At 63.9% G+C, this 24838-nt stretch carries 18 protein-coding genes; 13 read left to right on the top strand and 5 right to left on the bottom strand.

Translation table 11 applies throughout. The features are described 5' to 3' along the window. Positions 1-58 precede the first annotated feature (58 nt). The 5 genes from DL238_RS13795 to DL238_RS13775 all read left to right on the top strand — a co-directional run bounded on the left by DL238_RS13795 (position 59) and on the right by DL238_RS13775 (position 4934). Positions 59-889, top strand: coding sequence for an LD-carboxypeptidase (locus DL238_RS13795; protein ID WP_115493036.1), 831 nt, complete (start codon positions 59-61; stop codon positions 887-889). 25 nt (positions 890-914) lie between these two features. Then, positions 915-1853, top strand: a complete 939-nt coding sequence (fabD, locus tag DL238_RS13790; protein ID WP_115493035.1) for an ACP S-malonyltransferase — start codon at positions 915-917, stop codon at positions 1851-1853. Further along, positions 1853-2605, top strand: a complete 753-nt coding sequence (gene fabG, locus DL238_RS13785) for a 3-oxoacyl-[acyl-carrier-protein] reductase (protein WP_115493034.1) — start codon at positions 1853-1855, stop codon at positions 2603-2605. The genes fabD and fabG overlap by 1 nt, the downstream gene beginning before the upstream one ends. Positions 2606-2832: 227 nt before the next feature. Continuing rightward, on the top strand, positions 2833-3960 hold the full coding sequence (gene dnaN, locus DL238_RS13780; RefSeq protein WP_115493033.1) for a DNA polymerase III subunit beta: 1128 nt from the start codon (positions 2833-2835) through the stop codon (positions 3958-3960). Positions 3961-3998: 38 nt separating this feature from the next. Next, on the top strand, positions 3999-4934 hold the full coding sequence (locus tag DL238_RS13775) for a glycerophosphodiester phosphodiesterase family protein (protein ID WP_115493032.1): 936 nt from the start codon (positions 3999-4001) through the stop codon (positions 4932-4934). A gap of 2 nt (positions 4935-4936) precedes the next feature. On the opposite strand, the gene DL238_RS13770 is transcribed toward DL238_RS13775, so the two are convergent. Continuing rightward, positions 4937-5857, bottom strand: a complete 921-nt coding sequence (locus DL238_RS13770; RefSeq protein ID WP_115493031.1) for an alpha/beta fold hydrolase — start codon at positions 5855-5857, stop codon at positions 4937-4939. A 240-nt stretch (positions 5858-6097) separates the two neighbouring features. Between DL238_RS13770 and DL238_RS13765 the strand changes: the two genes are divergently transcribed. From DL238_RS13765 to DL238_RS13755, 3 genes are all read left to right on the top strand, one after another. Beyond that, positions 6098-8788 (top strand): EAL domain-containing protein, encoded by a 2691-nt coding sequence (locus DL238_RS13765; protein WP_234031116.1) that lies wholly within the window; start codon positions 6098-6100, stop codon positions 8786-8788. 98 nt (positions 8789-8886) lie between these two features. Continuing rightward, positions 8887-10722 (top strand): translation elongation factor 4, encoded by a 1836-nt coding sequence (gene lepA / locus DL238_RS13760; RefSeq protein WP_115493030.1) that lies wholly within the window; start codon positions 8887-8889, stop codon positions 10720-10722. Positions 10723-10859: 137 nt separating this feature from the next. After that, positions 10860-13478, top strand: a complete 2619-nt coding sequence (locus DL238_RS13755; RefSeq protein ID WP_115493029.1) for an NACHT domain-containing protein — start codon at positions 10860-10862, stop codon at positions 13476-13478. A 40-nt stretch (positions 13479-13518) separates the two neighbouring features. Here the strand turns inward: DL238_RS13755 and DL238_RS13750 are convergent, their stop codons facing one another. The 3 genes from DL238_RS13750 to DL238_RS13740 all read right to left on the bottom strand — a co-directional run bounded on the left by DL238_RS13750 (position 13519) and on the right by DL238_RS13740 (position 16621). Beyond that, a complete protein-coding gene (locus DL238_RS13750) occupies positions 13519-14292 on the bottom strand; it encodes a hypothetical protein (RefSeq protein WP_181883960.1) in 774 nt (257 codons plus the stop codon). Positions 14293-14497: 205 nt separating this feature from the next. After that, positions 14498-15763, bottom strand: a complete 1266-nt coding sequence (locus tag DL238_RS13745) for a glutamate-5-semialdehyde dehydrogenase (RefSeq protein WP_115493028.1) — start codon at positions 15761-15763, stop codon at positions 14498-14500. Positions 15764-15844: 81 nt separating this feature from the next. Continuing rightward, positions 15845-16621 carry a pyrroline-5-carboxylate reductase family protein gene (locus DL238_RS13740; protein ID WP_267897148.1) on the bottom strand — a complete coding sequence of 259 codons (777 nt, stop codon included), beginning with the start codon at positions 16619-16621 and terminating at the stop codon, positions 15845-15847. 215 nt (positions 16622-16836) lie between these two features. Here DL238_RS13740 and proB point away from each other — a divergent pair, with 215 nt between their 5' ends. The 4 genes from proB (at position 16837) to DL238_RS13720 (ending at position 21373) form a co-directional block, all read left to right on the top strand. Continuing rightward, entirely contained in the window at positions 16837-18009 is a 1173-nt protein-coding gene (proB, locus tag DL238_RS13735; protein WP_115493026.1) for a glutamate 5-kinase, read from the top strand. 105 nt (positions 18010-18114) lie between these two features. Continuing rightward, entirely contained in the window at positions 18115-18918 is an 804-nt protein-coding gene (locus DL238_RS13730) for an outer membrane protein assembly factor BamD (RefSeq protein ID WP_115493025.1), read from the top strand. Between the two features lie 125 nt (positions 18919-19043). Further along, the gene (gene recN, locus DL238_RS13725) at positions 19044-20708 is read left to right on the top strand and encodes a DNA repair protein RecN (protein ID WP_115493024.1); all 1665 of its coding nucleotides are present in this window, start codon (positions 19044-19046) and stop codon (positions 20706-20708) included. Next, on the top strand, positions 20708-21373 hold the full coding sequence (locus tag DL238_RS13720; protein ID WP_115493023.1) for a hypothetical protein: 666 nt from the start codon (positions 20708-20710) through the stop codon (positions 21371-21373). The genes recN and DL238_RS13720 overlap by 1 nt, the downstream gene beginning before the upstream one ends. An 18-nt stretch (positions 21374-21391) precedes the next feature. Here the strand turns inward: DL238_RS13720 and DL238_RS13715 are convergent, their stop codons facing one another. Further along, on the bottom strand, positions 21392-22396 hold the full coding sequence (locus DL238_RS13715; RefSeq protein WP_115493022.1) for an acyl-CoA thioester hydrolase/BAAT C-terminal domain-containing protein: 1005 nt from the start codon (positions 22394-22396) through the stop codon (positions 21392-21394). 101 nt (positions 22397-22497) lie between these two features. Here DL238_RS13715 and ligA point away from each other — a divergent pair, with 101 nt between their 5' ends. After that, positions 22498-24711, top strand: a complete 2214-nt coding sequence (gene ligA, locus DL238_RS13710) for an NAD-dependent DNA ligase LigA (RefSeq protein WP_115493021.1) — start codon at positions 22498-22500, stop codon at positions 24709-24711. Positions 24712-24838: the final 127 nt, after the last annotated feature.

Genomic DNA, 24838 nt, shown 5'->3' with positions numbered 1-24838 from the left:
GCGTCATCCCCGCCTGTGCGGGGATGACGGGGGTGGGTTTGGCGGGTACAGCAGGCCCATGACCCGCATCGCCATCTGCGCGCCCGCCACCGCCATCACGCCAGACCATGCCGCAGCGATCGAGCAGCTCGTCGCCGACGAATTTCCCGAACACAGCGTCTACGTGCACCCGCAATGCTTCAAGAGCTGGGGCCACTTCGCCGGTACCGACCTGCAACGGCTGACCGCCCTTCTCGAATGCGCCAACGACCCGCAATACGACGCGGTGTGGTTCGCCAAGGGCGGCTACGGCTCCAACCGGATCGCGCAGGCGGCGGTGGCGCAGATGAACGATGCCGCGCGGCAGAAGACCTACGTGGGCTTTTCGGACATGGGCTACATGCTCGCCGCACTCTACCGCGCAGGGATCGGCCAGCCGGTCCACGGCTCGATGCCGGTCAGCGCGCGCTCGGAGCGCGGGCGCGAGGCGGTGCGCCGTGTGCTGCGCTGGTTCTCGGGCGACGGCAGCGGGCTCGAGCCGAGCCTTGACGGAAAGACGCCGACGGTTGCCTTCAACCTCATCACGCTCGCCATGCTGGTCGATACGCCGCTGCTGCCCGATCTTTCCGGGCATGTCGTGATGGTCGAGGAGGTCAGCGAGCATTTGTATGCCGTCGACCGGCTGTTCTTCAGCCTTTCCAACACCCTGCCGCGCGTCGCGGGCCTGCGTCTCGGCGCCGTCACCAACGTGCCCGAAAACGACCGCGAGTTCGGGCAGAGCGCCGAGGAAATCGCGGAATTCTGGTGCGCGCGGGCGGGTATTCCGTATCTGGGGCGGGCCGAGATCGGTCATACGGCCGAGAACCGGATCGTCCCCTTCGGCCTTGCAAGCCCGGCGCGCGGTTCCTAGGCCCGCGGCCAACAAGGAGATTTAGATGCGAGCTTTCATCTTCCCCGGTCAGGGGAGCCAGAAGGTCGGCATGGGTGCCGATCTTGCCGACGCCAGCGCCGCCGCGCGCGAGACCTTCCAGGAAATCGACGACGCTCTCAACCAGAAACTGTCGGCGATGATGCGCGAAGGGCCCGATGCGGAACTGACGCTCACCTCGAACGCGCAGCCCGCGATCATGGCGAATGCCATCGCCACGCTGCGGGTGCTGGAGAAGGATTTCGGCGTGAAGCTGAAGGACGCCGCCTCGTGCGTCGCAGGCCACTCGCTGGGCGAATATACCGCGCTTGCGGCCGTCAATGCGTTTTCGCTGGGCGATACCGCGAAGCTGCTGCGCCTGCGCGGCATTGCCATGCAGGATGCGGTGCCGATCGGCGTCGGCGGCATGGTGGCACTGCTGGGGTCGGATATCGAGACCGCGCAGAAGCTGGCGGACGAGGCCGCGCAGGGCCAGGTCTGCGAGATCGCGAACGACAACGACCCGTCGCAGGTCGTGCTCTCCGGCCATGCCGAGGCGATCGAGCGCGTGCTGCAAACGGCCAAGGATTTCGGCGTGAAGCGCGCCGTGCGCATCCAGGTATCGGCACCGTTCCACTGTTCGCTGATGAAGCCCGCCGCGCAGCGGATGCAGCTCGCGCTCGAGAACACTTCGCCGTCGGCGCTGGACCTGCCGCTCTATGCCAATGTGAGCGCCGCCAAGGTCGCCGATTCCAAGGAAGAGCAGAAGCTGCTGGTCGAACAGATCACCGGCCGCGTGCGTTGGCGCGAAAGCGTCCTCGCGATGCGCGCCGATGGCGTGGAACATTTCGTGGAGCTTGGCGGCAAGGTGCTCGGCCCGATGGTCTTGCGCACCGACAAGGACGCGAAGGTCGCCAGCTGCATCACGATGGAAGACCTCGAAGCCGTGGCGAAGGAGATCGGCTGATGTTCTCACTCGAAGGAAAGACCGCGCTGGTCACCGGCGCGAGCGGCGGCATCGGCTCCGCCATCGCCAAGGCGCTTGCCGGTCAGGGCGCGCGGCTCGCGCTGTCGGGTTCCAACGGCGACAAGCTGCGCGCCTTCCGCGAGCAGTTGCAGGACGAGGTCGGCGGCGATCATGTGGAGATCACCTGCGACCTGTCGAACCCGGACAGTGTCGAGGAACTGGTGCCCGCCACCATCGATACGCTGGGAAAGATGGATATCCTGGTGAACAACGCCGGCATCACGCGCGACAATCTCGCCATGCGGATGAAGGACGAGGAGTGGGATCAGGTGATCCGCATCAACCTCGAAGCCGCCTTCCGCCTGATGCGCGCCGCTGCGCGCCCGATGATGAAGGCGCGTTCCGGGCGCATCGTCTCGATCACCAGCGTGGTCGGGGCGACCGGCAATCCCGGCCAGATGAACTACACTGCGGCGAAGGCGGGCCTTACCGGCATGTCGAAAAGCCTTGCGCAGGAACTCGCCAGCCGCGGGATCACCGTCAACTGCGTTGCGCCGGGCTTCATCCGCACTGCGATGACCGATGCGCTAGACGACAAGCAGAAGGCCGCGATCAACGCGCGCATTCCGGCGGGGCGCATGGGCGAGGGGGACGAGATCGGCTCTGCGGTGGCGTTCCTCGCCAGCGACGAGGCAGCCTACGTCACCGGGCAGACGCTGCACGTCAATGGCGGCATGGCGATGTTGAGCTGACGGCTGGCAAAACGGGTGCAGAGGTGTGGCAAACGTGCTTCAGGGGCAGCTACCGCTGGCCTAAGCGCGTTCAACGCCTTATCCCCGGCTTTTCCGGCAGACTCGCGCTTGATCCTTGCCCATGCTTGCAGGCGCGATAAGGAAACCGGATAAGATTCTCGCGCTGGGCGGACCCGAAGGGGGAGTTCCGCTGTTTCCGATGCGCAAATGAGACGAGAGAAGGACCGATGAAGGCCACCATCGAACGCGCGACGCTGCTACGCTCCCTGTCCCACGTGCAGTCGGTCGTGGAGCGGCGCAACACCATCCCGATCCTGAGCAATGTCCTGATCGACGCCGACGAGGGCGGCGGGGTCAAGGTCATGGCGACCGACCTCGATCTGCAGGTGGTCGAGACGATGACCGCCGCGAGCGTGGAGAGCGGCGGCGCGATTACCGTGTCCGCGCACCTGCTGTTCGACATCGCCCGCAAGCTGCCCGATGGTAGCCAGGTCAGCCTCGAAACGGCCGACAACCGCATGACGGTGAAGGCGGGGCGCAGCCGTTTCCAGCTGCCCACGCTGCCGCGCGACGACTTCCCCGTGATCGTCGAAGGCGAACTGCCGACCAGCTTCGAACTGCCCGCCCGCGAGCTGGCCGAACTGATCGACCGCACGCGCTTCGCGATCAGCACCGAAGAAACGCGCTACTACCTCAACGGCATTTTCCTGCACGTGTCGGACGAAGCGCGCCCCGTGCTCAAGGCCGCGGCGACCGACGGCCACCGGCTGGCCCGCTACACGATCGACCGGCCCGAAGGCGCCGACGGCATGCCCGACGTCATCGTGCCGCGAAAGGCCGTGGCGGAGCTGCGCAAGCTGCTCGAAGAGGCGCTCGATTCGAACGTCCAGGTCGACCTTTCGGCCAGCAAGATCCGCTTCGCGCTGGGCGGCGAGGGCGGCGTTGTCCTCACCAGCAAGCTGATCGACGGCACCTTCCCCGATTACAGCCGCGTCATCCCGACCGGCAACGACAAGCTGCTCAGGCTCGATCCCAAGGCCTTCTACGAAGGCGTGGACCGCGTGGCGACCATCGCCACCGAGAAGACGCGCGCGGTGAAGATGGGCCTCGATGCGGACAAGGTGACGCTGTCGGTCACCAGCCCCGACAACGGCACTGCGGCGGAAGAAATCGCGGCGGAGTATAAGTCCGACGGGTTCGAGATCGGCTTCAACGCCAATTACCTGAAAGACATCCTCAGCCAGATCGATTCCGACATGGTCGAACTGCACCTCGCCGATGCGGGCGCACCCACGCTGATCCGTCGCGACGAAAATTCGCCCGCGCTCTACGTCCTCATGCCGATGCGGGTCTGAGAGACGAAGCTGTCATACGGCGCTGGTAGGCGCGTCGCATGAAGGCTTTTCTGCTCCCGTCGCTGATAGCGGCCTCGCTGACCGCGGTCCCTGCCGTGTCCCAAGAGACACCGCGCGCATGGTCGCTCGATACCGGGGGCGATCTCTCGGCGTTCCTCGATTGCATGGAGGCCCGGCAGCGCACGATCGTTTCGGCGCATCGCGGAGGGCCGACGCCCGGCCTGCCCGAGAATTCGATCGAGGCGATGGATGCGCTGCTCCATGCCGCGCCCGCGATCATGGAAATCGATGTCGCGCAAAGCAGCGATGGTGTTCTGTTCCTGCTTCACGACGACCGTCTCGATCGTACGACGACCGGCCGCGGGACCGCAGCTCAGCAGCAGTGGGCCGATCTCGCCAAGCTGCGCCTGCGCGATGAGGCGGGCTGGACCACTCCCTACGGAATTCCGACGTTGGCCCAGGCGCTTGCCTGGGCAAAGGGTCGAACTGTCCTGCAGATCGATTTCAAGCCGTCTGCCTCATACGATAATACCATCGCCGCCATCCGCGATGCGGATATGCAGCATTCGGTGGTGCTGATTGCATACTCCGTTGCGTCCGCTGTCAGGTTGCATCGGCTGGCACCGGACATGACGATCTCGCTGTCCATCAATCGCTTCGACGCGCTGGCCGAGGCGATCGAGGCAGGCATTCCCAGCGATCGTATCGTGGCCTTCACCGGCACGCGTCTGCCTCAGCCGGACCTGTACGCGGCGCTGGACGAGAGCGATGTCGAGGTGATTTTCGGCACGCTGGGCGGCGCGCAATCGATCGATCGGCAGATCGGGGATCTGGGGATCGACGAACGCTACGCCGATCTCGGCGCGGCGGGGGTCGATATCATCGCCACCGACCGTCCTCGGGAAGCCGCGGAGGCATTGGCCGAGGCGGGGCGTCTTGCGGGTGAGGGTATCTGCGGGGCTTCGCGTCGCTAGGTTCAGGCATCCTCGGGCGCGTCGAGGAACTCTCGCAGCAGACGGATCGATTTTTCCGGATGGGTCATCAGGAACAGGTGGCCTGCGTCCTCGAACACTTCCAGCCGCGCGTTGGGGATCGTGCCTGCCAGCAGTTTCCCGTTGGATAGAGGGACGATCGGATCATTCTCTCCCATCATGACAAGCACCGGCTTGTCGAGGAAAGGCAGCGCGGGGAGCGAAGTCCATCCCGCCAGCGCCATCAGCTGGTAAAAGTAGCCCGTGGTGCTCGGCGCGGTGATACTGCCGATCGTGTTGCGCGCCAGCTTGCTCACATCCGCGTTCCCCATCGCGGTCAAATACTCGCCGACCAGCATCTCGTTTATGGCCGAGGAGGGATCGACCATCTCGGCGAGCATCTTGGGGTCGCCCGGGATCATCAGCATTCCCGGCGAGGTCGCCGCGAGGACCACCCGGCGGACATGGCCCCCGTGCTGAAGCGCGAAATGCTGCGCCATGGAGCCGCCCCAGCTCATCCCCATGACATCGACCTCGTCGAGGCCGAAGCGGTCTAGAAGCGAGAGCGCGGTCCAGCTCATCGTAAAGGGGTTGTACGGCAACAACGGATCGGGCGATTCCCCCGTGCCCGGCATGTCGAACATGATGAAACCGCGCTCGGTCAGCGCCTCGGCCAGCGGAGCCACCGCCTCGATATTCGCGCCGATGCCGTTGAAGAACAGCAGTGGCGGCTTGTCCGAGGCCTGGTCGAGTCGCCATCGCGCCACGCGCAGTGTGTGCCCGTCAACCTTTTCGAAAGTTACTTTCGCACTGAGCGGCCCGCCGGGTTCACCGTTCCGCCCTGTCTTTCGGCTGGTGGTAGTGGGCGGACTGCCGAACAGTCCCCATCCACGCAGGCACATGTCGATATCGGCGAAAGGGATCATACTGAATTTGCCTTGAGAAGCCGGGAGTTACACCGAAATGGCGGCTTTTTCCCGCAGTGCGAGCAGTCTGCGTGCGGATGGCGGAGTTCGAACACGAGGCGGTGATGCCGGGCTGCGGGCGGCGACACAAGTCACGGAATCCCTGTCATGACCGCGAAGGCCCGTTGGCAGCGCAAATTAAGGACGCGCTAACCACTCCCGTTCATCATTTCCTCGCGCGTGCGTGGGATATATCCGAGCATGGACGCGAGCGCGCAGAAACCCAGACAGGCATTGCGGGAGGACCGCGCTTCGGGCGCCGATGCACCTGCCGAGAAGCGCCGCCGTGTCGTGAAGCTGGCCGAGCGCAAGCAGGCAGACAAGGTCGCATGCGATAGCATGGACGTGCCGGAAATCGATACCTCCGCGCTGCCCGAGCGGTGGCGTATTCTGGGAGGGGTCACGCTGGTCGCCGCAGCGATCTGCGGACTGATCGGCAGTATCCTCCCCACCTTGCCAGCCTTGGTGGCATTCCTGTTTGCATCCCTCCTGTTTTTTGCGACGCGCCCGATCCGGGGCGAAGGGCTGGTGCGCGACATTGCGGTTTTCTCCGCCTTCGCGTTGCTGCCGAATCTGTTGGTGGGCATCGGTTTTTCGGAGTGGATGGCGCATGGCGGGCTGCCGCAAAGCCTCGGCCTCGCTGCCATCATCGGAATGGGCAATCTGGCTGCGGTCTTCCTGGGCGGTCGGCCCTTCGTGCTGCTGTCTTTGAAAGTCGGGCTTTGGCTTCCCTTCGTCGGTCACATGGCCATCGGTGGCGACGTTACCGTCTTGGTTGCGTTCCTTCTCGCCACCCTCGCCGGGGTCTGCATCGCGCTCTTCCAGGAACGACACGAGCGCAACACCGAAGTCGAGCGGCAGGCGGACGAGCGGCTGCGCAACCGCTCGATCGACATCATGCGCGAATACGAGGCGACCGGGCAGGGCTGGTTCTGGGAGACCGACTGCAATGGGCGAATCGTCTATATTTCCCAGGAATTCGCCGATCGATACGGATTCGACATCGACGACCTCTACGGCAAGATCTTCACCAACCTGTTCGAGATCGAGCCGGACGAACGCGATGCGGAGCGGACGATCAAGTTCCACTTCACTGCGCAGTCGGCGTTTCACGACATGCCGGTGCGCGGCAATGACGGTGCGCGCGAGGATGCCGTCTGGTGGTCGATCAATGGCCGGCCGATCTTCGACGGGTTCGACAATTTCTGCGGCTTCCGAGGCTCGGGCACCGACCTGACCGAACGCCGCCGCAGCGCCGAACATGCCTCTCGCCTGGCGATGTACGATTCGCTGACCGGATTGGCCAACCGGCATTCGCTTTCGCAGGGCCTGTCGAAGCTGCTGACCAGCCGCGACAAGAACCGGCGTGCGTGCACCATCCTGATGCTCGACCTCGACCGGTTCAAGCATGTGAACGACACCTTCGGGCATCCCACCGGCGACAAGCTCCTGGTGCAGGTCGCCCGGCGACTGGAAAAGGTGATCGGCGACATGGGCGTGGTCGGTCGCCTGGGGGGCGACGAGTTCAAGATCATCATTCCCCGACGCTGTACCGAGGTCCAGATCGAGCATCTGGCCAAGGAGATCATTCATTCGCTCTCGCAACCCTATTCGATCGAGGGGAAGCGTATGGTCATCGGCGTGTCGGTCGGTATTGCCATGGCCCCTGACCATGGCACCAGCAGCGAACGCGTAATTCGCAGCGCGGACCTGGCGCTGTATGCCGCCAAGGATGCGGGCCGCGGACGCTATCACATCTTCAGCCACGATCTCCATGCTGCCGCGCAGGAGCGCAATCAGATGGAAGAGGAACTGCGGCTCGCGGTCGACAGTGGCAGCCTGCAGCTTCACTACCAGCCGGTCATCGACACGGTGAGCGAGCGCATTTCCGGGTTCGAGGCGCTGTTGCGCTGGAAGCACCCCGCCCATGGGTGGATCAGCCCGGAAAAATTTATACCGGTGGCCGAAGATGCAGGGCTCATCGTGGCGATCGGTGAATGGGCGATCCGCAAGGCGTGCGAGGATCTGGCCCGCTGGCCCGAGACGATCCGCTGCGCCGTCAACGTCTCGCCCCTGCAATTTGCCGACCCAGGCCTGCCCGCGACGATTGCGCGCACCATTGCCAGCACGGGGATCAAGGCATCCCGGCTCGAACTGGAAATTACCGAGAGCGTCTTCCTTGACGACGGCGAGAACACCGACGCCACTTTCGCCGCACTCAAGAAAGTCGGCGTCCGGCTGGCACTCGACGATTTCGGCACCGGTTACTCATCGCTCGGCTATCTCAAGAATGCGCCGTTCGACAAGATCAAGATCGACCAGGGCTTCGTACGTGGAGCGACACTCCCGGGAAGTCGCAACGGCGCGATCATCGCGGCGATCAGCAGCCTGGCCGAAGCGCTCGGGATGGACACGACCGCCGAGGGTGTCGAGACCATGGACGAGCTCGATCTGATCCGTCGCCACGGCTGCAGCCACATCCAGGGCTATATCTATTCCAAGCCTCTCTCGGTCGAGGAAGCCGACGCGCGCCTCGAAGAGGGGCTTGCGATCACGCCCACCGGCCCGCGCCTTTCGCGCGAAGCGCGTCAGGCGATGCTGCGCCGTGTGGTGCTGCAGCACGGGGAGGATTTCTACAACGCCACCGTGCGCAACCTGTCCTCGCGCGGGGCCCTGATCGAGGGGCTGTGGAACGTGCCCGAGGGCACCCGCTTCCGCGTGGCGCTGACCGAACGGCTGGCGGTGGACGCCGAAGTGCGCTGGTGCGCAGAGAACCGCATCGGGGTGCTGTTCGACCAGGCGCTCAGCCGCGACAGCCGGGGCAATATCGACCTGCCCACTGCACTGGCCACTCGCACTTCCCCCGACCAGCAGAGCCGCCGCACCGCCTGAGCGCGCTCGCGCGATTTCCCCGGTCCCACACGAAGCCGACCGGCCAGACCCTCAAACATGCTGACAGACGCCCGCCCCATGTCTATTGCGGCGCGGTAATGACCGACCTTTCCAAGATCCGCAATTTCAGCATCATCGCCCATATCGACCACGGGAAGAGCACGCTCGCCGACCGGCTGATCCAGCTCACCGGCGGCCTGACCGAGCGCGAGATGACCGCGCAGCTGCTCGACAATATGGATATCGAGCGCGAGCGGGGCATCACCATCAAGGCGCAGACCGTGCGCCTCAACTACACTGCCAATGATGGCGAGACCTATCAGCTCAACCTGATGGACACGCCCGGCCACGTCGACTTCGCCTACGAGGTGAGCCGCAGCCTCGCCGCTTGCGAGGGCGCGCTGCTGGTGGTCGACGCGGCGCAGGGGGTCGAGGCGCAGACCCTCGCCAATGTCTACCAGTCGATCGAGCACGACCACGAAATCCTGCCCGTTATCAATAAGATAGACCTCCCCGCCGCCGAGCCCGAGCGGGTCGCCGAGGAGATCGAGGAGATCGTCGGCATCCAGGCCACTGGCACTTGGCAGAACGGCGGCGCGGTGCTCACCAGCGCGAAATCGGGCATCGGCGTGGAGGACGTGCTCGAAGCGATCGTCGCACGCATTCCGCCGCCCCAGGGCGACCGCGACGCACCGCTGACCGCCAGCCTCGTCGATTCCTGGTACGACCCGTACCTCGGCGTCGTCATCCTCGTGCGCGTGATCGACGGCGTCCTCAGGAAGGGGCTGAACGTCAAGTTCATGCAGGGCGGGACCGAGCATCTGATCGACCGCGTCGGCGCCTTCACCCCCAAGCGCATCGACCTGACCGAGATCGGCCCGGGCGAGATCGGCTTCATCACCGCGCAGATCAAGGAGGTGGAGCAGGCCCGCGTCGGCGACACCATCACCACGGTCAAGAACGGCGCGACCAAGGCGCTGCCCGGCTATCGCGAGCCGCAGCCGGTGGTGTTCTGCGGGCTGTTCCCCGTCGACGCCGCCGATTTCGACAAGCTGCGCGAGAGCATCGCGCGCCTGCGCCTCAACGATGCGAGCTTCACTTTCGAGACGGAAAGCTCCGCCGCGCTGGGCTTCGGCTTCCGCTGCGGCTTCCTCGGCCTGCTGCACCTCGAGATCATTCAGGAGCGCCTCAGCCGCGAATACGACCTCGACCTCATCACCACCGCGCCATCGGTCGTCTACCGCATCCACCTCGGCCATTCGAAGACCGAGGATGCCAAGGTGATCGAGCTGCACAATCCCGCCGACTACCCCGACCCCAACCGGATCGAGGTGATCGAGGAGCCGTGGATCAAGGCGGTGATCTACACGCCCGACGAATATCTGGGCAGCATCCTCAAGCTGTGCCAGGACCGGCGCGGGATCCAGACCAACCTGACCTATGTCGGCGGCCGCGCGCAGGTGACCTACGAGCTGCCGCTGAACGAGGTGGTGTTCGACTTCTACGATCGCCTGAAGTCGATCAGCCGCGGCTACGCCTCCTTCGATTACGAGCAGATCGGCCTGCGCGAAGGCGACCTCGTGAAGATGAACATCCTCGTCAACAACGAGCCGGTCGATGCGCTGTCGCTGATCGTCCACCGCGGCGTGGCGGAGGAACGCGGCCGCGGCATGTGCGAGCGCCTGAAAGACCTGATCCCGCGCCACCTGTTCAAGATCCCGATCCAGGCCGCGATCGGCGGCAAGGTCATCGCCCGCGAAACCATCGCCGCCCTGCGCAAGGACGTGACCGCCAAATGCTACGGCGGCGACATTTCCCGCAAGAAGAAGCTGCTGGAGAAGCAGAAGAAGGGGAAGGCGCGGATGCGGGAATATGGGAATGTCAGCATTCCGCAGGAGGCGTTTATTGCTGCGCTGCGGATGGGGGAGGAGTGACCCTCATTCTGAGGATGCGGGCGCGCGCGTTTAGTAGACACCCCCGGCCCGACGGCTGCCGCCACTTGACGGCGACACCAAGATAGTACCACTTCCTTCTTTCCTAACAAAAATCAGGCAGATTACGGGGGGAGTGTATGGTCAAACAAAGGTATCTGACGCTACAAATTTCACCATGGAAATTACTAAAGGCAGCTGCATCTTTGGGCAGCGCCATTTCCGCAAACGACCCATTGCGCGCGACCGGACATACGTTTGAGATAGCCGATTCCCTGGGGCTAAGAAAAGGCGCGGATACCGAGCTAGCACTTCTCATAGAAGGGGCTCTAAAGCGTGTTGCCTATAAGATAATAGAGCAGAGTTTTCATGATGAGACACGGTACGATTTAAAGAAGGCCGCATCTTTCCAGTCACTTGATCTGAAAGTTATTTACGACCTTCATTTCTCAGACTTATTAGAGATGGCGTATTCTGGGCTACCGGCTAGTTTTAAGGTCCAAATCTCAGAGTGGCTTGGCTATATAAATATAAACTCTATAGATGCTTCAAACCTGCTAAGACGCGCTGATGGCCAGTTTGCAGAGGCTCTGCACGCCGAGTGGTTGGAGAATGGAGACCGATATCAAACTCTCAAAGAAGAGAAGGTGTCGCCATTCTTTTCAGCCAAAGAGAAATTCATCGAGTGGTCGGATTATAGGGCTCATTTGGTTTCGTTAATTCACCGAAACGTATTCGATGAGACTTTCTCTCTAAAAGATATATATGTTGATACCCCTCTGTATTTTATAACCAAGAAAAAGAAATTCGGCAATTCAGATATCCGCTCGAGTGATATAGACCTCAATCTCCGCCCGCAAGCGGGCATGACTGGCTCGGAAATTAAAAAATTCCTCTGTCAGGATAAAGGGCATAGCTTCGCAGCTTTAACCGGGGGGCCTGGTTCTGGAAAGTCATCTCTTTCGTACATGGCGGCAGCTGAACTCGCCTCCGAGGGCCGCAATATACTGCTACTTCAGCTTCATCTTCTTGACATTCAAGATTCGTTTGCATCAGCGATATCATCTTATTTTCAAGAAACTCGTTTCTTTAGAATGCACAACCCATTGGACGAAGGTACTGCTGAGCGGCCTCTATTAATTATCCTGGACGGACTCGACGAAATCCAAATGCAAGGTCGAGCGGCCCATGAGAGCGCCAAGGATTTTGTTGCAGATGCTCTTCGCTGGCTTGATCGAAAGAACTCTGGAGACGACTTGCGTGCTAAGATCCTATTTACGGGTCGGGATTTGGCTGTTCAGTCCGCTGAGGCCTCATTTCGCGGCGACGGAAAAATATTTCATTTGCTGTCATATTATACACCTCCCGAAGAGCGCCGCAGGTACGAGAATGCAGAGGTTCTCAACGATGATCTGAGAGATGTATGGTGGGCAAAGTATGCTCTTTTGACTAATAGAGTTATAAAGTCGATGCCCGAAAACTTGCGGCGGGGGGAGTTGGGCTCCGTCACATCTCAACCACTTCTCAACTACCTTGTCGCTCTTGCCTACTTTCGTGGAAAAATTGATCTCAATAATATTTCTGTCAATTCAATTTATGCAGATTTATTGGCAGCGATACACGAAAGGGTCTGGTCAGCTCGGAGGCACCCCACAACAGGCGCCTTAGAGTTTGATCATTTTGTTAGATTATTGGAAGAAGTTTCGGTTGCTGTTTGGCACGGCGCAGGAAGAACTGCTACTTTAGCGGAAGTAGAGGAGCATTGTAGGCAAAGTAAAGTGTCTAATCTTCTGCCAAGCTTTGAAAAGGGAATGTCTGATGGCATTTCTAACCTCCTTCTTGCCTTCTATTTTAGGCAAAAGGGTCTGAGGGAGGACGGGCAAAAGACGTTTGAGTTTACTCATAAGTCGTTTGCTGAGTATCTTATAGCCTTGGCATTATTCAGGTTGATAAAAGAAATTGTTAGGAAACGGAAGCAGCATAAGGCGAATTTTGATGAGGGTTGGGATGAGGGAGAAGCGGCGTTTCGCTGGGCCCGACTTTGCGGGAAAACTGCGCTCGACCACGAGGTATTGGCTTTTGTAGATCGCGAGATTCAGCGTTTGTCGCAAGATGAGCAGGTGTGCGGCCAAAGTGTATTTTCCGAGTTGGTCGCTGTTTTCGTTCGCGATGGCGTCGATATGGATAGGTTCTCTACGTTGAGGACAAATGAGAAAAATCGCCGCTTCCGCAATGCGGCGGAAGCTTGCGTGGCTGTACTTAATAGTTTCGCGGTTGCAACAGGCGAAGTTTCTAACATAGATTGGCCGTCGAGAACTGCAGCCGGAGCCTTTCTCCGCAAGCTCAGCGGGCAACGCCAAGGGCCGGTCAATCAGTTAGTATTGTATTGCCTAAGGCGGTTGAATTTCTCAGGCTGCGTTTTGGATATGTTCGATTTTTACAGTGCAGAGTTGAGCGGATCAATATTTGACGATGCTGATTTGCATTTTGCGATTTTTGCGAGTGCAGATGTTCGAGGGTGCCGGTTTCGACATGCAAAATTTCTGAATACAAATTTCTCTAATGCGAAAATGGCAAATGCAGAATTTCGTATCAGCGCAGGTGCCCGGTCGGAAAGTATTATTCTAGAGGGCGCAAGGGATGGGCTTGCAGTTTTACCTAGAGGGGTGAAGGCGGTTAAAAGACGCCTTGAGAGCAAAGGAGCTAGCGTTGTTCTAGATGTAAATGTTCCCCCTCACGGGGAAGAAGTGGAAACGTAGTATGGGAGGGAGAAAAGGCTTACTGTGCCAATTTATGTTTTCAGAGGTTTCCGTCTTCTTGGCAGATGCCGCTCTCCTCTTCCCCCTCATCTTCCGCTTCCTCGCTCATCGCCTCCGCATAAGCCGGGTGCTCCGGGTCCTCCCACCAGCGGTAGCCTGCGGCCTCGTCCTCGGCCTCGATGGCCTTGAAGGCGTCCCAGGCCGCGCGGGCGCGGGGGCTCATGGAGTCGAGGTGGCGCTGGTGGAGCGCTTTCAGCTTGGCGTCGATCGAGGCGAACACGCGGGCCTCGCCGCCCTGCGCGCGCTCGCGCTCGTACTCCTCGCGCCATTGTTTCTTGAGCCGCTTCAGCTCCATCTGGCCGACCGCGTTGAGGCCTTTTGCGCGGCCTTCCGCAAAGCGATCGGGCGCGCGGTTGCGCAGCATGAACATCAGCAGGCGGTCGTTATAGGTGGTCCGCGTGCCGACCAGCTTGCCGTAGGAGTAGACGGGCACGTCGACGCCATTCAGGGCACGGTCCATGGCAACGTCCTCGATCCGCTGCACGCCGAGGTCGATCGCCGCCTGCCATGCGGCGCGAAAGCTCTGCGCGCCCGGCTGGCGGCGCAGGTGGTAGGCGCCGGCCTGGCTCATGTTGACCGCCTTGCACGCGGCGTGGACCGAGCCCGTATCGGCGAGCGCGGCGATGAAGCGGCGCTGGCGATCTTCGGTCCAGCCATCGTGGCGGTTGTACTCGCGGGGGACGGGGACGAAGTCGGGCAGCTCGCCAGCAGGCACGGGCAGTCGCTGCTCGCGGTTGTCGGCTTTGCGGGTCATGGCCTCGGACTCATCGGCAGCTCTCCTCACATGCGAAAAGGGCCGAGGCATATGCCCCGGCCCTTATGCTGTAGGACAGCGTTAAATGCGCCAATCCGACCGCAGGGAGGCAAGGGCGACCGCCCGCCCGAGCTCCTGCGAGGAAAGCCTAAGGGGCCGGATGGCCCAAGTTAGCTCAAGGGGCCGGCGTTTGAGGCCAAACAAACTACGGCCGCGTCTGGCCCTTGCCGTGGACGAGGTACTTGAAGCTGGTCAGCTGTTCGAGGCCGACCGGACCGCGCGCGTGCATCTTGCCGGTCGCGATGCCGATCTCCGCGCCCATGCCGAACTCGCCGCCGTCGGCGAACTGGGTCGAGGCGTTGTGCATCAGGATCGCGGAGTCGATGCTGGTCATGAACTTAGCGGCAGCGTCGTCATCCTCGGTGATGATCGCGTCGGTGTGGTGGCTCGAATAGGTGTCGACCCAGTCGATCGCCTCGTCGAGGCCGTCGACCACCTTCACGCTCGCGATGGGGTCGAGATATTCGGTGCCCCAGTCTTCGTCGGTCGCGGGCTTGATGCTGGGCGCGAGTGCGACGGCGGTTTCGTCGCCGCGCAGTTCGCAGTCGTCGCCGAAGATCGCCGCGATCTTGGGGATGGCCTGTTCGGCCACCGCCTTGTCGACCACAATGCTCTCGGTCGCGCCGCAGACGCCGGTGCGGCGCAGCTTGGCGTTGCGGATGACCTCGGCTGCCTTGTCGAGATCGGCCTTGGCGTGGATGTAGGTATGGCAGTTCCCGTCGAGGTGGAGCAGCGTGGGCACGCTGGCCTGGTCGCGCACTAGCTCGACGAGGCCACGCCCGCCGCGCGGGATCACGAGGTCGACGAACTCGTCCGCCTTGAGCAGCTCGGCCACCGCGGCGCGGTCGGTCGTGCCGACGGTCTGGACGGCGTGTTCGGGCAGGCCGGCGGCCTTGAGGCCTTCCTGCATGCAGCGGACAATGACGCGGGTCGAGTTGCGGCTCTCCGAACCGCCGCGCAGGATCACCGCGTTGCCGCTCTTGAGGCACAGCGCGGATGCGTCCGCACCCACGTTGGGCCGCGATTCGTAGATCATGCCGATCACGCCGATGGGCACCGCGACGCGCTCGATCTTCAGGCCGTTGGGCCGATCGAACTCGGCGAGCTGGCGGCCGACGGGGTCGGGCAGCTCGGCAATCTGTTCGAGCGCGGAGGCCATGCCTTCGATCCGGTCGGGGGTGAGCCGCAGCCGGTCGACGAAGCTTTCCGGCTTCTTGTCCGCCACGCTGTCCACATCCTTGCCGTTGGCTTCGAGCAGCTCGGCCTGCGAATCGCGCAACGCCTTGGCGGCGGCGCGCAGCGCGGTGTTCTTGGCATCGGTGCTGGCGGTCAGCAGGCCCTTGGCGGCCGCGCGCGCATTGCTCCCGAGTTCGTGGATATGGATTGCGGGGTCTAGGGTCTGGTCGTTCATGGTGGTCCTCTTCGGATCTGTTGTTCTTGGTGAAGCTCTACTTAATAGACGGGCAAGCCGGGGGCGGGTTCCGGTTCGCGATCAGCGCAGTTCGACGGCGCGGGTGTAGGCCGCCTCCAGCGTTTCCTCGAACTTGCGCGACACGGCGCCGTCGCCGTTGAGCGCGTCGAGCCCGGCGGCGGTGGTGCCGCCCTTGCTGGTGACCGAGTTGCGCAGGTCCTCAAGCGACTGGTCGTCCTGGTCGATCGCCATCGCGATCGTCCCTTCGAGCGTGCCGAGCACCAGTGCGCGGGCCTGTTCGTGCGAGAAGCCGATGCCCTCGGCCGCCGCAACGTAAGCGCGGGCGAGTTCGAAGACATAGCCGGGGCCCGAGCCCGCGACGGCGGTCACCCGATCGAGCTGGTCCTCGTCGTCGACTTCGACCACGGTGCCCGTCCGCTCCATCATCGCGTGCGCATGCTTGCGCTGGTCGTCGGTGACGCCGGGCCCTGCGACGAGGCCGTTGGTCGCCTTGCCGACGAAGGCGGGGAGGTTGGGCATGATGCGGATGACGGGCGCAGGCTCGTCCCCCGTGGCCATGACCTTGGAAATGCGCGCGATACCCGCGCCTGCGGCCATCGAGACGACATAGCCGTCATCGGCCAGCACCGGCGCGTAGTCGGGCAGGATGTCGTCGATCATCTGCGGCTTGATCGCCACGATGATGACGTCGAAGCGCTTGTCGCCCAGTGCGGCCCTGTCCTTGACCAGCGTCACACCTTCGGGCGCATTCTCCAGAAACGGGTCGACGATCGTAAAGCTTTCGTCCCCGCGCTTCCAGTATTCGAGAAGTGCGCCGCCCATCTTGCCGCAGCCTATGAGAAGTATGTCTTGAAAGATAATATCTCTCCGTCTGTTATCTGTGGCGGTTAACGCGATCTTGTTCTCGCTCGGTTAACCACGCTTTGGCCCAAGCCTTTCGACTCTGTTTATTCTTTTATAACACACCCACGCAATTTTTTCCAGTGGGTTGTGCGATGCAATACGCTTGCCTATGTCCGCGCCACTCCTTTGACCACCAAGATGGATTGAACATGCCGCAATCGAACACCGTCGTTGTCAAGATCGGCTCCACCCTGGTTGCGAATACCGAACGCCTCACACCCCGTTTCGGGTTCATCCAGCGGATGCTGGAAGACGTTGCCAAGCTGCGCGCTCGCGGCACCAATGTCATCCTGTGCAGCTCGGGCGCGGTCGCGCTGGGGCTGAAGATCGTGGGCGAGCGTCCCGAGACTGCGGGCGTGAGCGACAAGCAGGCCGCTGCCGCATGCGGCATGCCGATCCTCACCAATGCCTACAAGCAGATCGGGCACGAGTTCGACTTCGAGATCGCGCAGGTCCTCCTGACGCTGGGCGATTTCGAGGACCACCGCCGCTTCCTCAACACGCGCAACACCGTCTTCCGTCTGCTCGAGGCAGGGGTCATGCCGATCGTGAACGAGAACGATTCGATCACGACCGAGGAAATCCGCGTGGGCGACAACGACCGGCTGGCCGCCAAGGTCGCGCAGATGGTCGATGCGAAGGATTTCATCATCCTGACCGAAGTCGACGGATTGTTCGATCGCCACCCGGACGAAGAAGGCGCCGAATTCATCCCCGAAGTCACCGACGTCGCGCCCTTCATGGAAGCGACCAAGGGCAAGAGCACGCTGGGTACCGGCGGGATGACGACCAAGCTGATGGCGGCGAACATCGCGCAGGAAGCGGGCGTCACCACCTATATCGCGCATGGTGAGCACGACAATCCGCTCAGCTCCGTGCTCGACGGGGAACGTCGCGCGACCAAGTTCATCGCGCACGACACGCCGACCTCGGGCTGGGAGCGGTGGATCGCCAACCGGTTGCAGATGGCGGGCAGCCTCGGCATTTCGGACGAGCTTGCGGACGAGATCGCCGGGGGCGACCGCGCGATCCGGCGCGAGGACATCCTTTCGATCGACGGCGATTTCAGCCGCGGCGACGTTCTCCACATCTACGACCAGCAGGGCCAGGAACGCGCCCGCGGGCTGTCCGACTTCACGTCGGAGGAACTGCGCGTGCTGGCGGTGAACCCGCATCTCGATGCGGAGCAACTGCTGGGTTACACCACCAAGGGCGAGGTGATCCGGTCGAAGAACCTCGTCAGCCTCGAGGGGCGCCACCTGCTGTGGGACGCGCCCGAGGGCAGCGAATTGTCGGGGCATGGAGAACGCCCGGCGAGCTGACAAGCGCGCGGGTTGCCCTTGCGATCTTGGCATAGCGCGGCCACGCGAAAGCAGCGTCCCCCTTTCACTTGGCGTTCAGGGCACCCGGCGCTATATCGCGCGGCCATGACATTCCTTCGCAAGAACATCGCCGCCGCAGCCATCCTCGGCAGCCTCGCCACGCTGACCACCGCCTGCGCCGGCGGCAGCGCAGGGCCGGGCGACACCGCCTACGTCGCGCGCGACGTCGAGACGCTCTACGCCAGTGCGAAGCAGCGGCTCGACCGCGGCAATGCGCCGCTCGCCGCGGCGTTGTTCGACGAGGTCGAGCGCCAGCACCCCTATTCGCCCTGGGCGCGCCGCGCGCAGCTGATGAGCGCCTTCAGCTATTACGTCGCGCGCGATTACACCAAGTCGATCCAGAGCGCGCAGCGCTTCCTCTCGATCCATCCGGGCAACAAGGACGCGCCTTACGCCTACTACCTGATCGCGCTCAGCTATTACGAGCAGATCAGCGACGTGACGCGCGACCAGAAGACGACCGAACAGGCGCTGGCCGCGCTGCAGGAGGTCGAGCGCCGCTTCCCGGAGAGCGAATATGCCTCCGACGCGCGGCTCAAGATCGATCTCGTCAACGATCACCTCGCGGGCAAGGAAATGGAAATCGGCCGCTTCTACGAGAAGTCGGGCCGCTGGACCGCGGCACAGATCCGCTTCCAGAACGTGGTCGACGAATACCAAACCACCAGCCACGCGCCCGAAGCGCTCTATCGCCTGACCGAGACCAGCCTCGCGCTGGGGATCCCGGTCGAGGCGAAGAAGTACGCCGCCGTACTCGGCGCGAACTATCCGGGCAGCGAGTGGTACGAGAAGGCCTTCGACCTCGTGCAGGACCATGCCGCCGATACACAGGTGGCGATGGCGCAGTAGGCTCACGCCGCGCTCCGTCGCCGCGCCGTGGCCCTCCGCCCGCGCGGCTTATGCACATCGAAGAGCGGTTTTCGCGCGTCGCTGGCGGTGACGCGAAGGTGCGTGCACGCTAACCTGACCATGCAATGCTGACTCAACTCGCCGTCCGCAACGTCGTGCTGATCGAAGCGCTCGATCTCGATTTCGGGCGCGGGCTGGGCGTGCTGACCGGCGAGACGGGTGCGGGCAAGTCGATCCTGCTCGATGCGCTGGGCCTCGTGCTCGGCAATCGTGCGGAGACCGGCCTCGTGCGCAGCGGTGCTCCGCAAGCGAGCGTGACCGCGACCTTCGAATTCGCCGAGTTTCCGCCCCCGCTGAGCGAGGCGCTGGAGGATGCGGGGATCGAGGTCGAGGCGGGCGAGCCGCTGATCATCCGGCGGCAGGTCAAGGCCGATGGCGGGTCCAAGGCCTTCGTCAACGATCAGCCGGCCAGCGTCGCGCTGCTCCGCAACCTCGCGCCGATCCTCGTCGAACTGCACGGCCAGCACGACGATCGCGGGCTGGTCAATCCGCGCGGGCACCGGCAGCTGCTCGATCGCTTTGCGGGGGCCGACGCCGCCGCCGTGGCGCGGGGCTGGCGCGAATGGCAGCGCGCGTCCGAGGCGCTGGAGGAAGCGCGCGAGGCGATCGACGCGGCCAGCGCCGAACAGGACCTGCTGCTCGCGCATCTTGCCGAACTGACCGAGATTGCCCCCCAGGCGGGCGAGGAAGCGCGCCTCGCCGAAGCGCGCGCTTCGATGCAGAAGGGGGAGCGGCTGGCGGGCGACCTCGAGGAACTGCGCCACATCTGGGAAGGCTCGGATTCGCCGCTGAGCGAGCTGCGCACCGCCGCGCGGCGGCTCGACCGGATCGCGGGCGAGCACAAGCTGCTGGCCGAAGCGCTGGCCGCGCTCGACCGCGCGATCCTCGAAGGCACCGAGGCGGAGGAGAAGCTGGAGGAAGCGGCCGAGGCGCTGGTCCACGATCCGCAGGCGCTCGACGCCGCGGAGACGCGCCTGTTCGACCTGCGCGCGCTCGCCCGCAAGCATCGCTGCGAGGTGGACGCGCTGCCCGAAAGGATGCGCGAACTGCGCGGCAAGCTCGACGCGATCGAGGGCGGCGAGGCGCAGCTCGACGCGTTGCAGATCGCCGAGCGCGAGGCTTTCGACGCCTACGAGAGCGCCGCGAACCGCCTGCGCAAGGCGCGCAAGGCGGCGGCCAGGACGCTCGACAAGGCGGTCGCGGCGGAGCTGGCGCCGCTCAAGCTCGATTCGGCGCGGTTCCGCACCGATGTCGAACCGCTGCCGCAGGAGAAGTGGGGCCCGTCGGGCATGGACGCGGTCGAATTCGTCATCGCGACCAATCCGGGCGCCGACTTTGCGCCCTTGAACAAGATCGCCAGCGGCGGCGAACTCTCGCGCTTCATCCTCGCGCTGAAAGTGGCGCTGGCCGAGAAAGGTGGGGCGGCAACGATGATCTTCGACGAGATCGACCGCGGCGTGGGCGGCGCAGTCGCCTCCGCCATCGGCGAACGGCTCGCGCGCCTCGCCACCGACGGGCAGGTGCTAGTGGTGACGCACAGCCCGCAAGTCGCGGCGCGCGGGCGGGTCCATTACCAGATCGCCAAGGCGAGCAGCGGCACGGTCACCAAGACCTCCGTGGTGCTGCTGGATGCCGGAGGACGGCAGGAAGAGATCGCCCGCATGCTCTCCGGCGCAGAAGTGACGCCGGAGGCGCGCGCGCAGGCGGATCGGCTGCTGGAGGGGGCGTGATGACGGCTCTGCCCGAAACGCAAGCCGCGCACGGCGCGTACTGGGACCGGGGCTATTGCCTGATCGAGCGGTTCTATCCCGAGGAAGTGGCGCGCGGTTTCCTGATCCGCCTCAAGTCCGACCTCGCGCGCCAGGGGATCGGGATGGACAGGCTGCTCAAGGAACAGCCGCTGCTTCGCCAGCCGGCGACCGAGCTTTACGGCTATCACTATCCGCCGATGGCGACGATGCACTGGGGGATGACGCCCGCCGTCGCGGCGATCGTGGGGCGCGAGCTCCTGCCGACCTATTCCTATTTCCGCATCTATCGAGAGGGCGCGATCTGCAAGGTGCACGGTGATCGCCCGGCGTGCGAGCACTCGGTCTCGCTGACGCTGGGCTATTCGCACGGCCGGCCCTGGGCGCTCGAGATGGCGCGCGATCCGATCGCCGATCCCTACGAGCGCGCCGACGACGCATTCCGCGAGGAAGAAGAGCCCGCCGCAGTATCGATGATGCCGGGCGACGCGGTCCTGTATCGCGGGGTCGAGCATCACCACGGACGCACGACGCCCAATCCCAACGCCTGGTCGGCCCATCTCTTCCTGCACTGGGTGGACCGCGACGGCCCCTATGCCGCGAACGCGTTCGACGGCAACGCGCTGCCCGACAAGGTCGATTTCTAGGACGGCCCTTCGCGCCGGTCAGGTGCCGCTGGCGCCGGTCTCCTCCCGCAAAAACCGCACGATCTCGCGGTACCCTTCGCGCAGCGCTTCGGCGGTGCCCTCGTTCGATCCGCCGAGGCGCGAGAGGTTCTCGAACGCGGGGTCGTCCTCGCTCACCGGGGCGCCGTAGCCGTAGTGGCCGGCGTCCGCGTAGGCGAGCAATCGCACGTCGTCCTTGCCGTTCGCGTCCGCGCGTTCCTCGATCTTGCGGGCCATCGGGCATGACGCCCACACGCCGTCGGCCTCGCCGCAGATCATCAGGACGGGCACGCCGACCTCCTCGATCGGGATGATCGCCTCGGGCTGCTCATCCTGCAACGCCATCAGGTCGCGCCCGACCTCGTCCATATCGCGGCCGAACATCTGCACCTCGCTCATGTCGAGATAGTCGAACGCCTCGCCGCGCCAGGTCCAGGGGCTGCCGTACTGTTTCCATGGAGCGTCCCACGTGAAGCCCGGCGCCACCGCATTGCCCGGCATGCCCAGCACCACCGCCCTGATCGATTCGTCGCGCATGGCGAGCAGTTGCGTCGCCTCGCTCCCGCGCGACCAGCCCATCATCGCGAGGCGCGAGGGATCGACCTCGGGCCGGGTGCGCAGCCAGGCGAGGCCGCGCTGGAAGGTTTCGAGCGGGATGCCCTCGAGCCGCTCGGGCTGGCCGGGCGCGCGCCAGTAGCTCTGGTGGAGGACGGAGAAGCCGTCGGCCTGCAGCGCGCGCGCCAGCCGCGTCATGTCGCTGCCCAGACCGCCTTCGCTCCCACCGATCAGCAGGATAGCGGGTCCGTTCTCCACACCGCGTGCCGGGTAGAAATTGCCGAGCACGTCGTCGGTATCGACGCGCTCGCCCACCGATGGCTCGGGCTCGACCATTTCGAGCGGAACGAGCTGTGCCCACGGCTTCCAGAGCCAGATCCCGATTGCCGCCAGCAATAACAGCAGGACGAGCCCGCCGCACCCGCAACCGATCTTCTTGCCCAGACGCATGGCCAATCTCCCCAGCCAGACCCGGACCCGATATTACTCCCAAACCGCGCGCGCTAAAATCGCTTTGGTCGGAGCGCATCGGTGGCCTATCGGATTTTGCCATGGAAAATGCCTCCGACCTTCCCGAAAACCTCTCCGAAGCCGACGCCGCGAACGAGCTGATGCGGCTGGCGCGCACGATCCGGAAGCACAACCGGCTGTACCACGCCGAAGATTCGCCCGAGATCACCGACCAGGAATACGACGCGCTGGTGCGCCGGAACGAGGCGCTGGAGGCGGCTTTCCCGCATCTGGTGCGCAAGGATTCGCCTTCGCAGGGAGTCGGCCACGAAGTCGCCGCCTCGCCGCTGTCCAAGGTGACGCACGCGGTGCGGATGATGAGCCTCGACAATGCGTTCGACGGCGAAGAGGTGGGCGAATGGGTCGCGCGCGTGCGGCGCTTCCTCGATCTGGCGCCGGACGCGCCAGTGGCCTTCACCGCCGAGGACAAGATCGACGGGTTGTCGCTCTCGCTGCGCTACGAGCAGGGCGAACTGGTGCGCGCGGCGACGCGCGGCGACGGGCAGGTGGGCGAGGATGTGACCGCCAATGTCGCGCATATTTCCGATATCCCCGCACGGCTGAAAGGCGATGCGCCCGACGTGTTCGAGATCCGCGGCGAGGTCTACATGGATCGCGCGGCTTTCGCCGATCTCAACGCGCGGCTGATGGACGAGGCGCGCGCGGCGGCCGAAGAGAAGGGCGCGCCTTTCGAGGCCGACAAGGTCCGGCAATTCGCCAATCCGAGGAATGCCGCCGCCGGATCGCTGCGCCAGAAGGATGCGAGCGTCACTGCCAAACGCCCCTTGCGCTTCTGGGCGCATGGGTGGGGCGAGGCGTCGCAGGTGCCGGGCGAAACGCAGAGCGAGGTGATCCGCGCGATCGAGAATTTCGGCCTGCCGGTCTCGCCGCAATTCACGCGCGTCGAAGGCCTCGACGCGCTGCTCGCGCATTACGAGACGATAGCGTCCGAAAGGCCCGATCTCCCCTACGAAATCGATGGCGTCGTCTACAAGGTCGACCGGCTCGACTGGCAGGAGCGGCTCGGCTTCGTCGCGAAAGCGCCGCGCTGGGCGCTGGCGCACAAGTTCCCCGCCGAGCGTGCAGAAACCACGCTCGAGGCAATCGACATCCAGATCGGGAGGACCGGCAAGCTGACCCCCGTGGGCCGCCTCGCGCCCGTGCTCGTGGGCGGCGTCACCGTCACCAATGTCACGCTGCACAACCGCGACGAGATCGCGCGACTGGGCCTGCGCGTGGGCGATCGGGTGGTGATCCAGCGCGCGGGCGACGTGATCCCGCAGGTGGTCGAGAACCTGACACGCGATGTGAAACGACCGCGTTTCGAATTTCCCGACCACTGCCCGAAGGAATATGGCGGCTGCGGCAGCGAGGCGGTGGCCGAAGAGGGCGAGGTCGATGTGCGCTGCACCGGCGGGCTGATCTGCCCGGCACAGCGGCTCGAACGGCTCAAGCACTTCGTCAGCCGCGGCGCGCTCGATATCGAAGGGCTGGGCGAGAAGACGATCGCGCAGTTCATCGAACACGGCTGGCTGGAGGGGCCGGTCGATATTTTCCGCCTGCGCCACAAGCGCGCCGAGATTCTCGCGCTCGACGGATGGCAGGACAAATCGGTGGACAACCTGTTGGCGGCTGTGGAGGAAAAGCGCGAACCCGACGCCGCGCGGCTGCTGTTCGGTCTCGGCATCCGCCATGTCGGCAGCGTGACCGCGCGCGACCTGATGAAGGGGCTGGGCGATCTGCGTCGCCTGCCGGGCAAGGCGCTGGAATTCCACGAATACCGCGCCGAAAATCCGCGAGGGGGAGACGAGAAGCCAAGCCCCTTTGCGGGCCGCATGCTCGAAGCGGTGCGGCGGATCTACGAAGTGCGCGCGGACGGCATCGGCACGGCGGTCGGCCACGCGCTCGCCGATTTCTTCCACGAGGATCACAACCGGCAGGTGTGGAGCGCGCTGATCGGCGACGAGCCGGGCGAGGGCGAAGTCGATCCGCCGGTCTACGAGGTCGAGACGGTCGAGAGCCCGGTCGCGGGCAAGACGGTGGTCTTCACCGGCAAGCTCGAAACGATGAGCCGCGACGAGGCCAAGGAGCAGGCCGAACGGCTCGGGGCCAAGGCCGCGGGCAGCGTTTCCGCAAAGACCGACCTGCTGGTCGCAGGGCCGGGTGCAGGCAGCAAGCTCAAGAAGGCCGAGGAGCTGGGGATCGAGGTCATCGACGAGGCCGGCTGGGCGGAGATTGTCGCGGCGGCGGGGTAACGACTGACCCATGACCACCGCTCATCCTGGGCCTGTCGAAGGATCGTACTTCTCCTTTCCACGCCCCGCCCGAAGTAAGTGCAGCCCTTCGGCAGGCTCGCGATGAGCGGAGTTTTGATGAAAAATC

It is taken from the genome of Alteriqipengyuania lutimaris, from assembly GCF_003363135.1.
Lineage (GTDB): Bacteria > Pseudomonadota > Alphaproteobacteria > Sphingomonadales > Sphingomonadaceae > Alteriqipengyuania > Alteriqipengyuania lutimaris.
The sequence above is the reverse complement of the archived record's forward strand: the minus strand, read 5'-3'. Positions and strand labels throughout refer to the sequence as shown.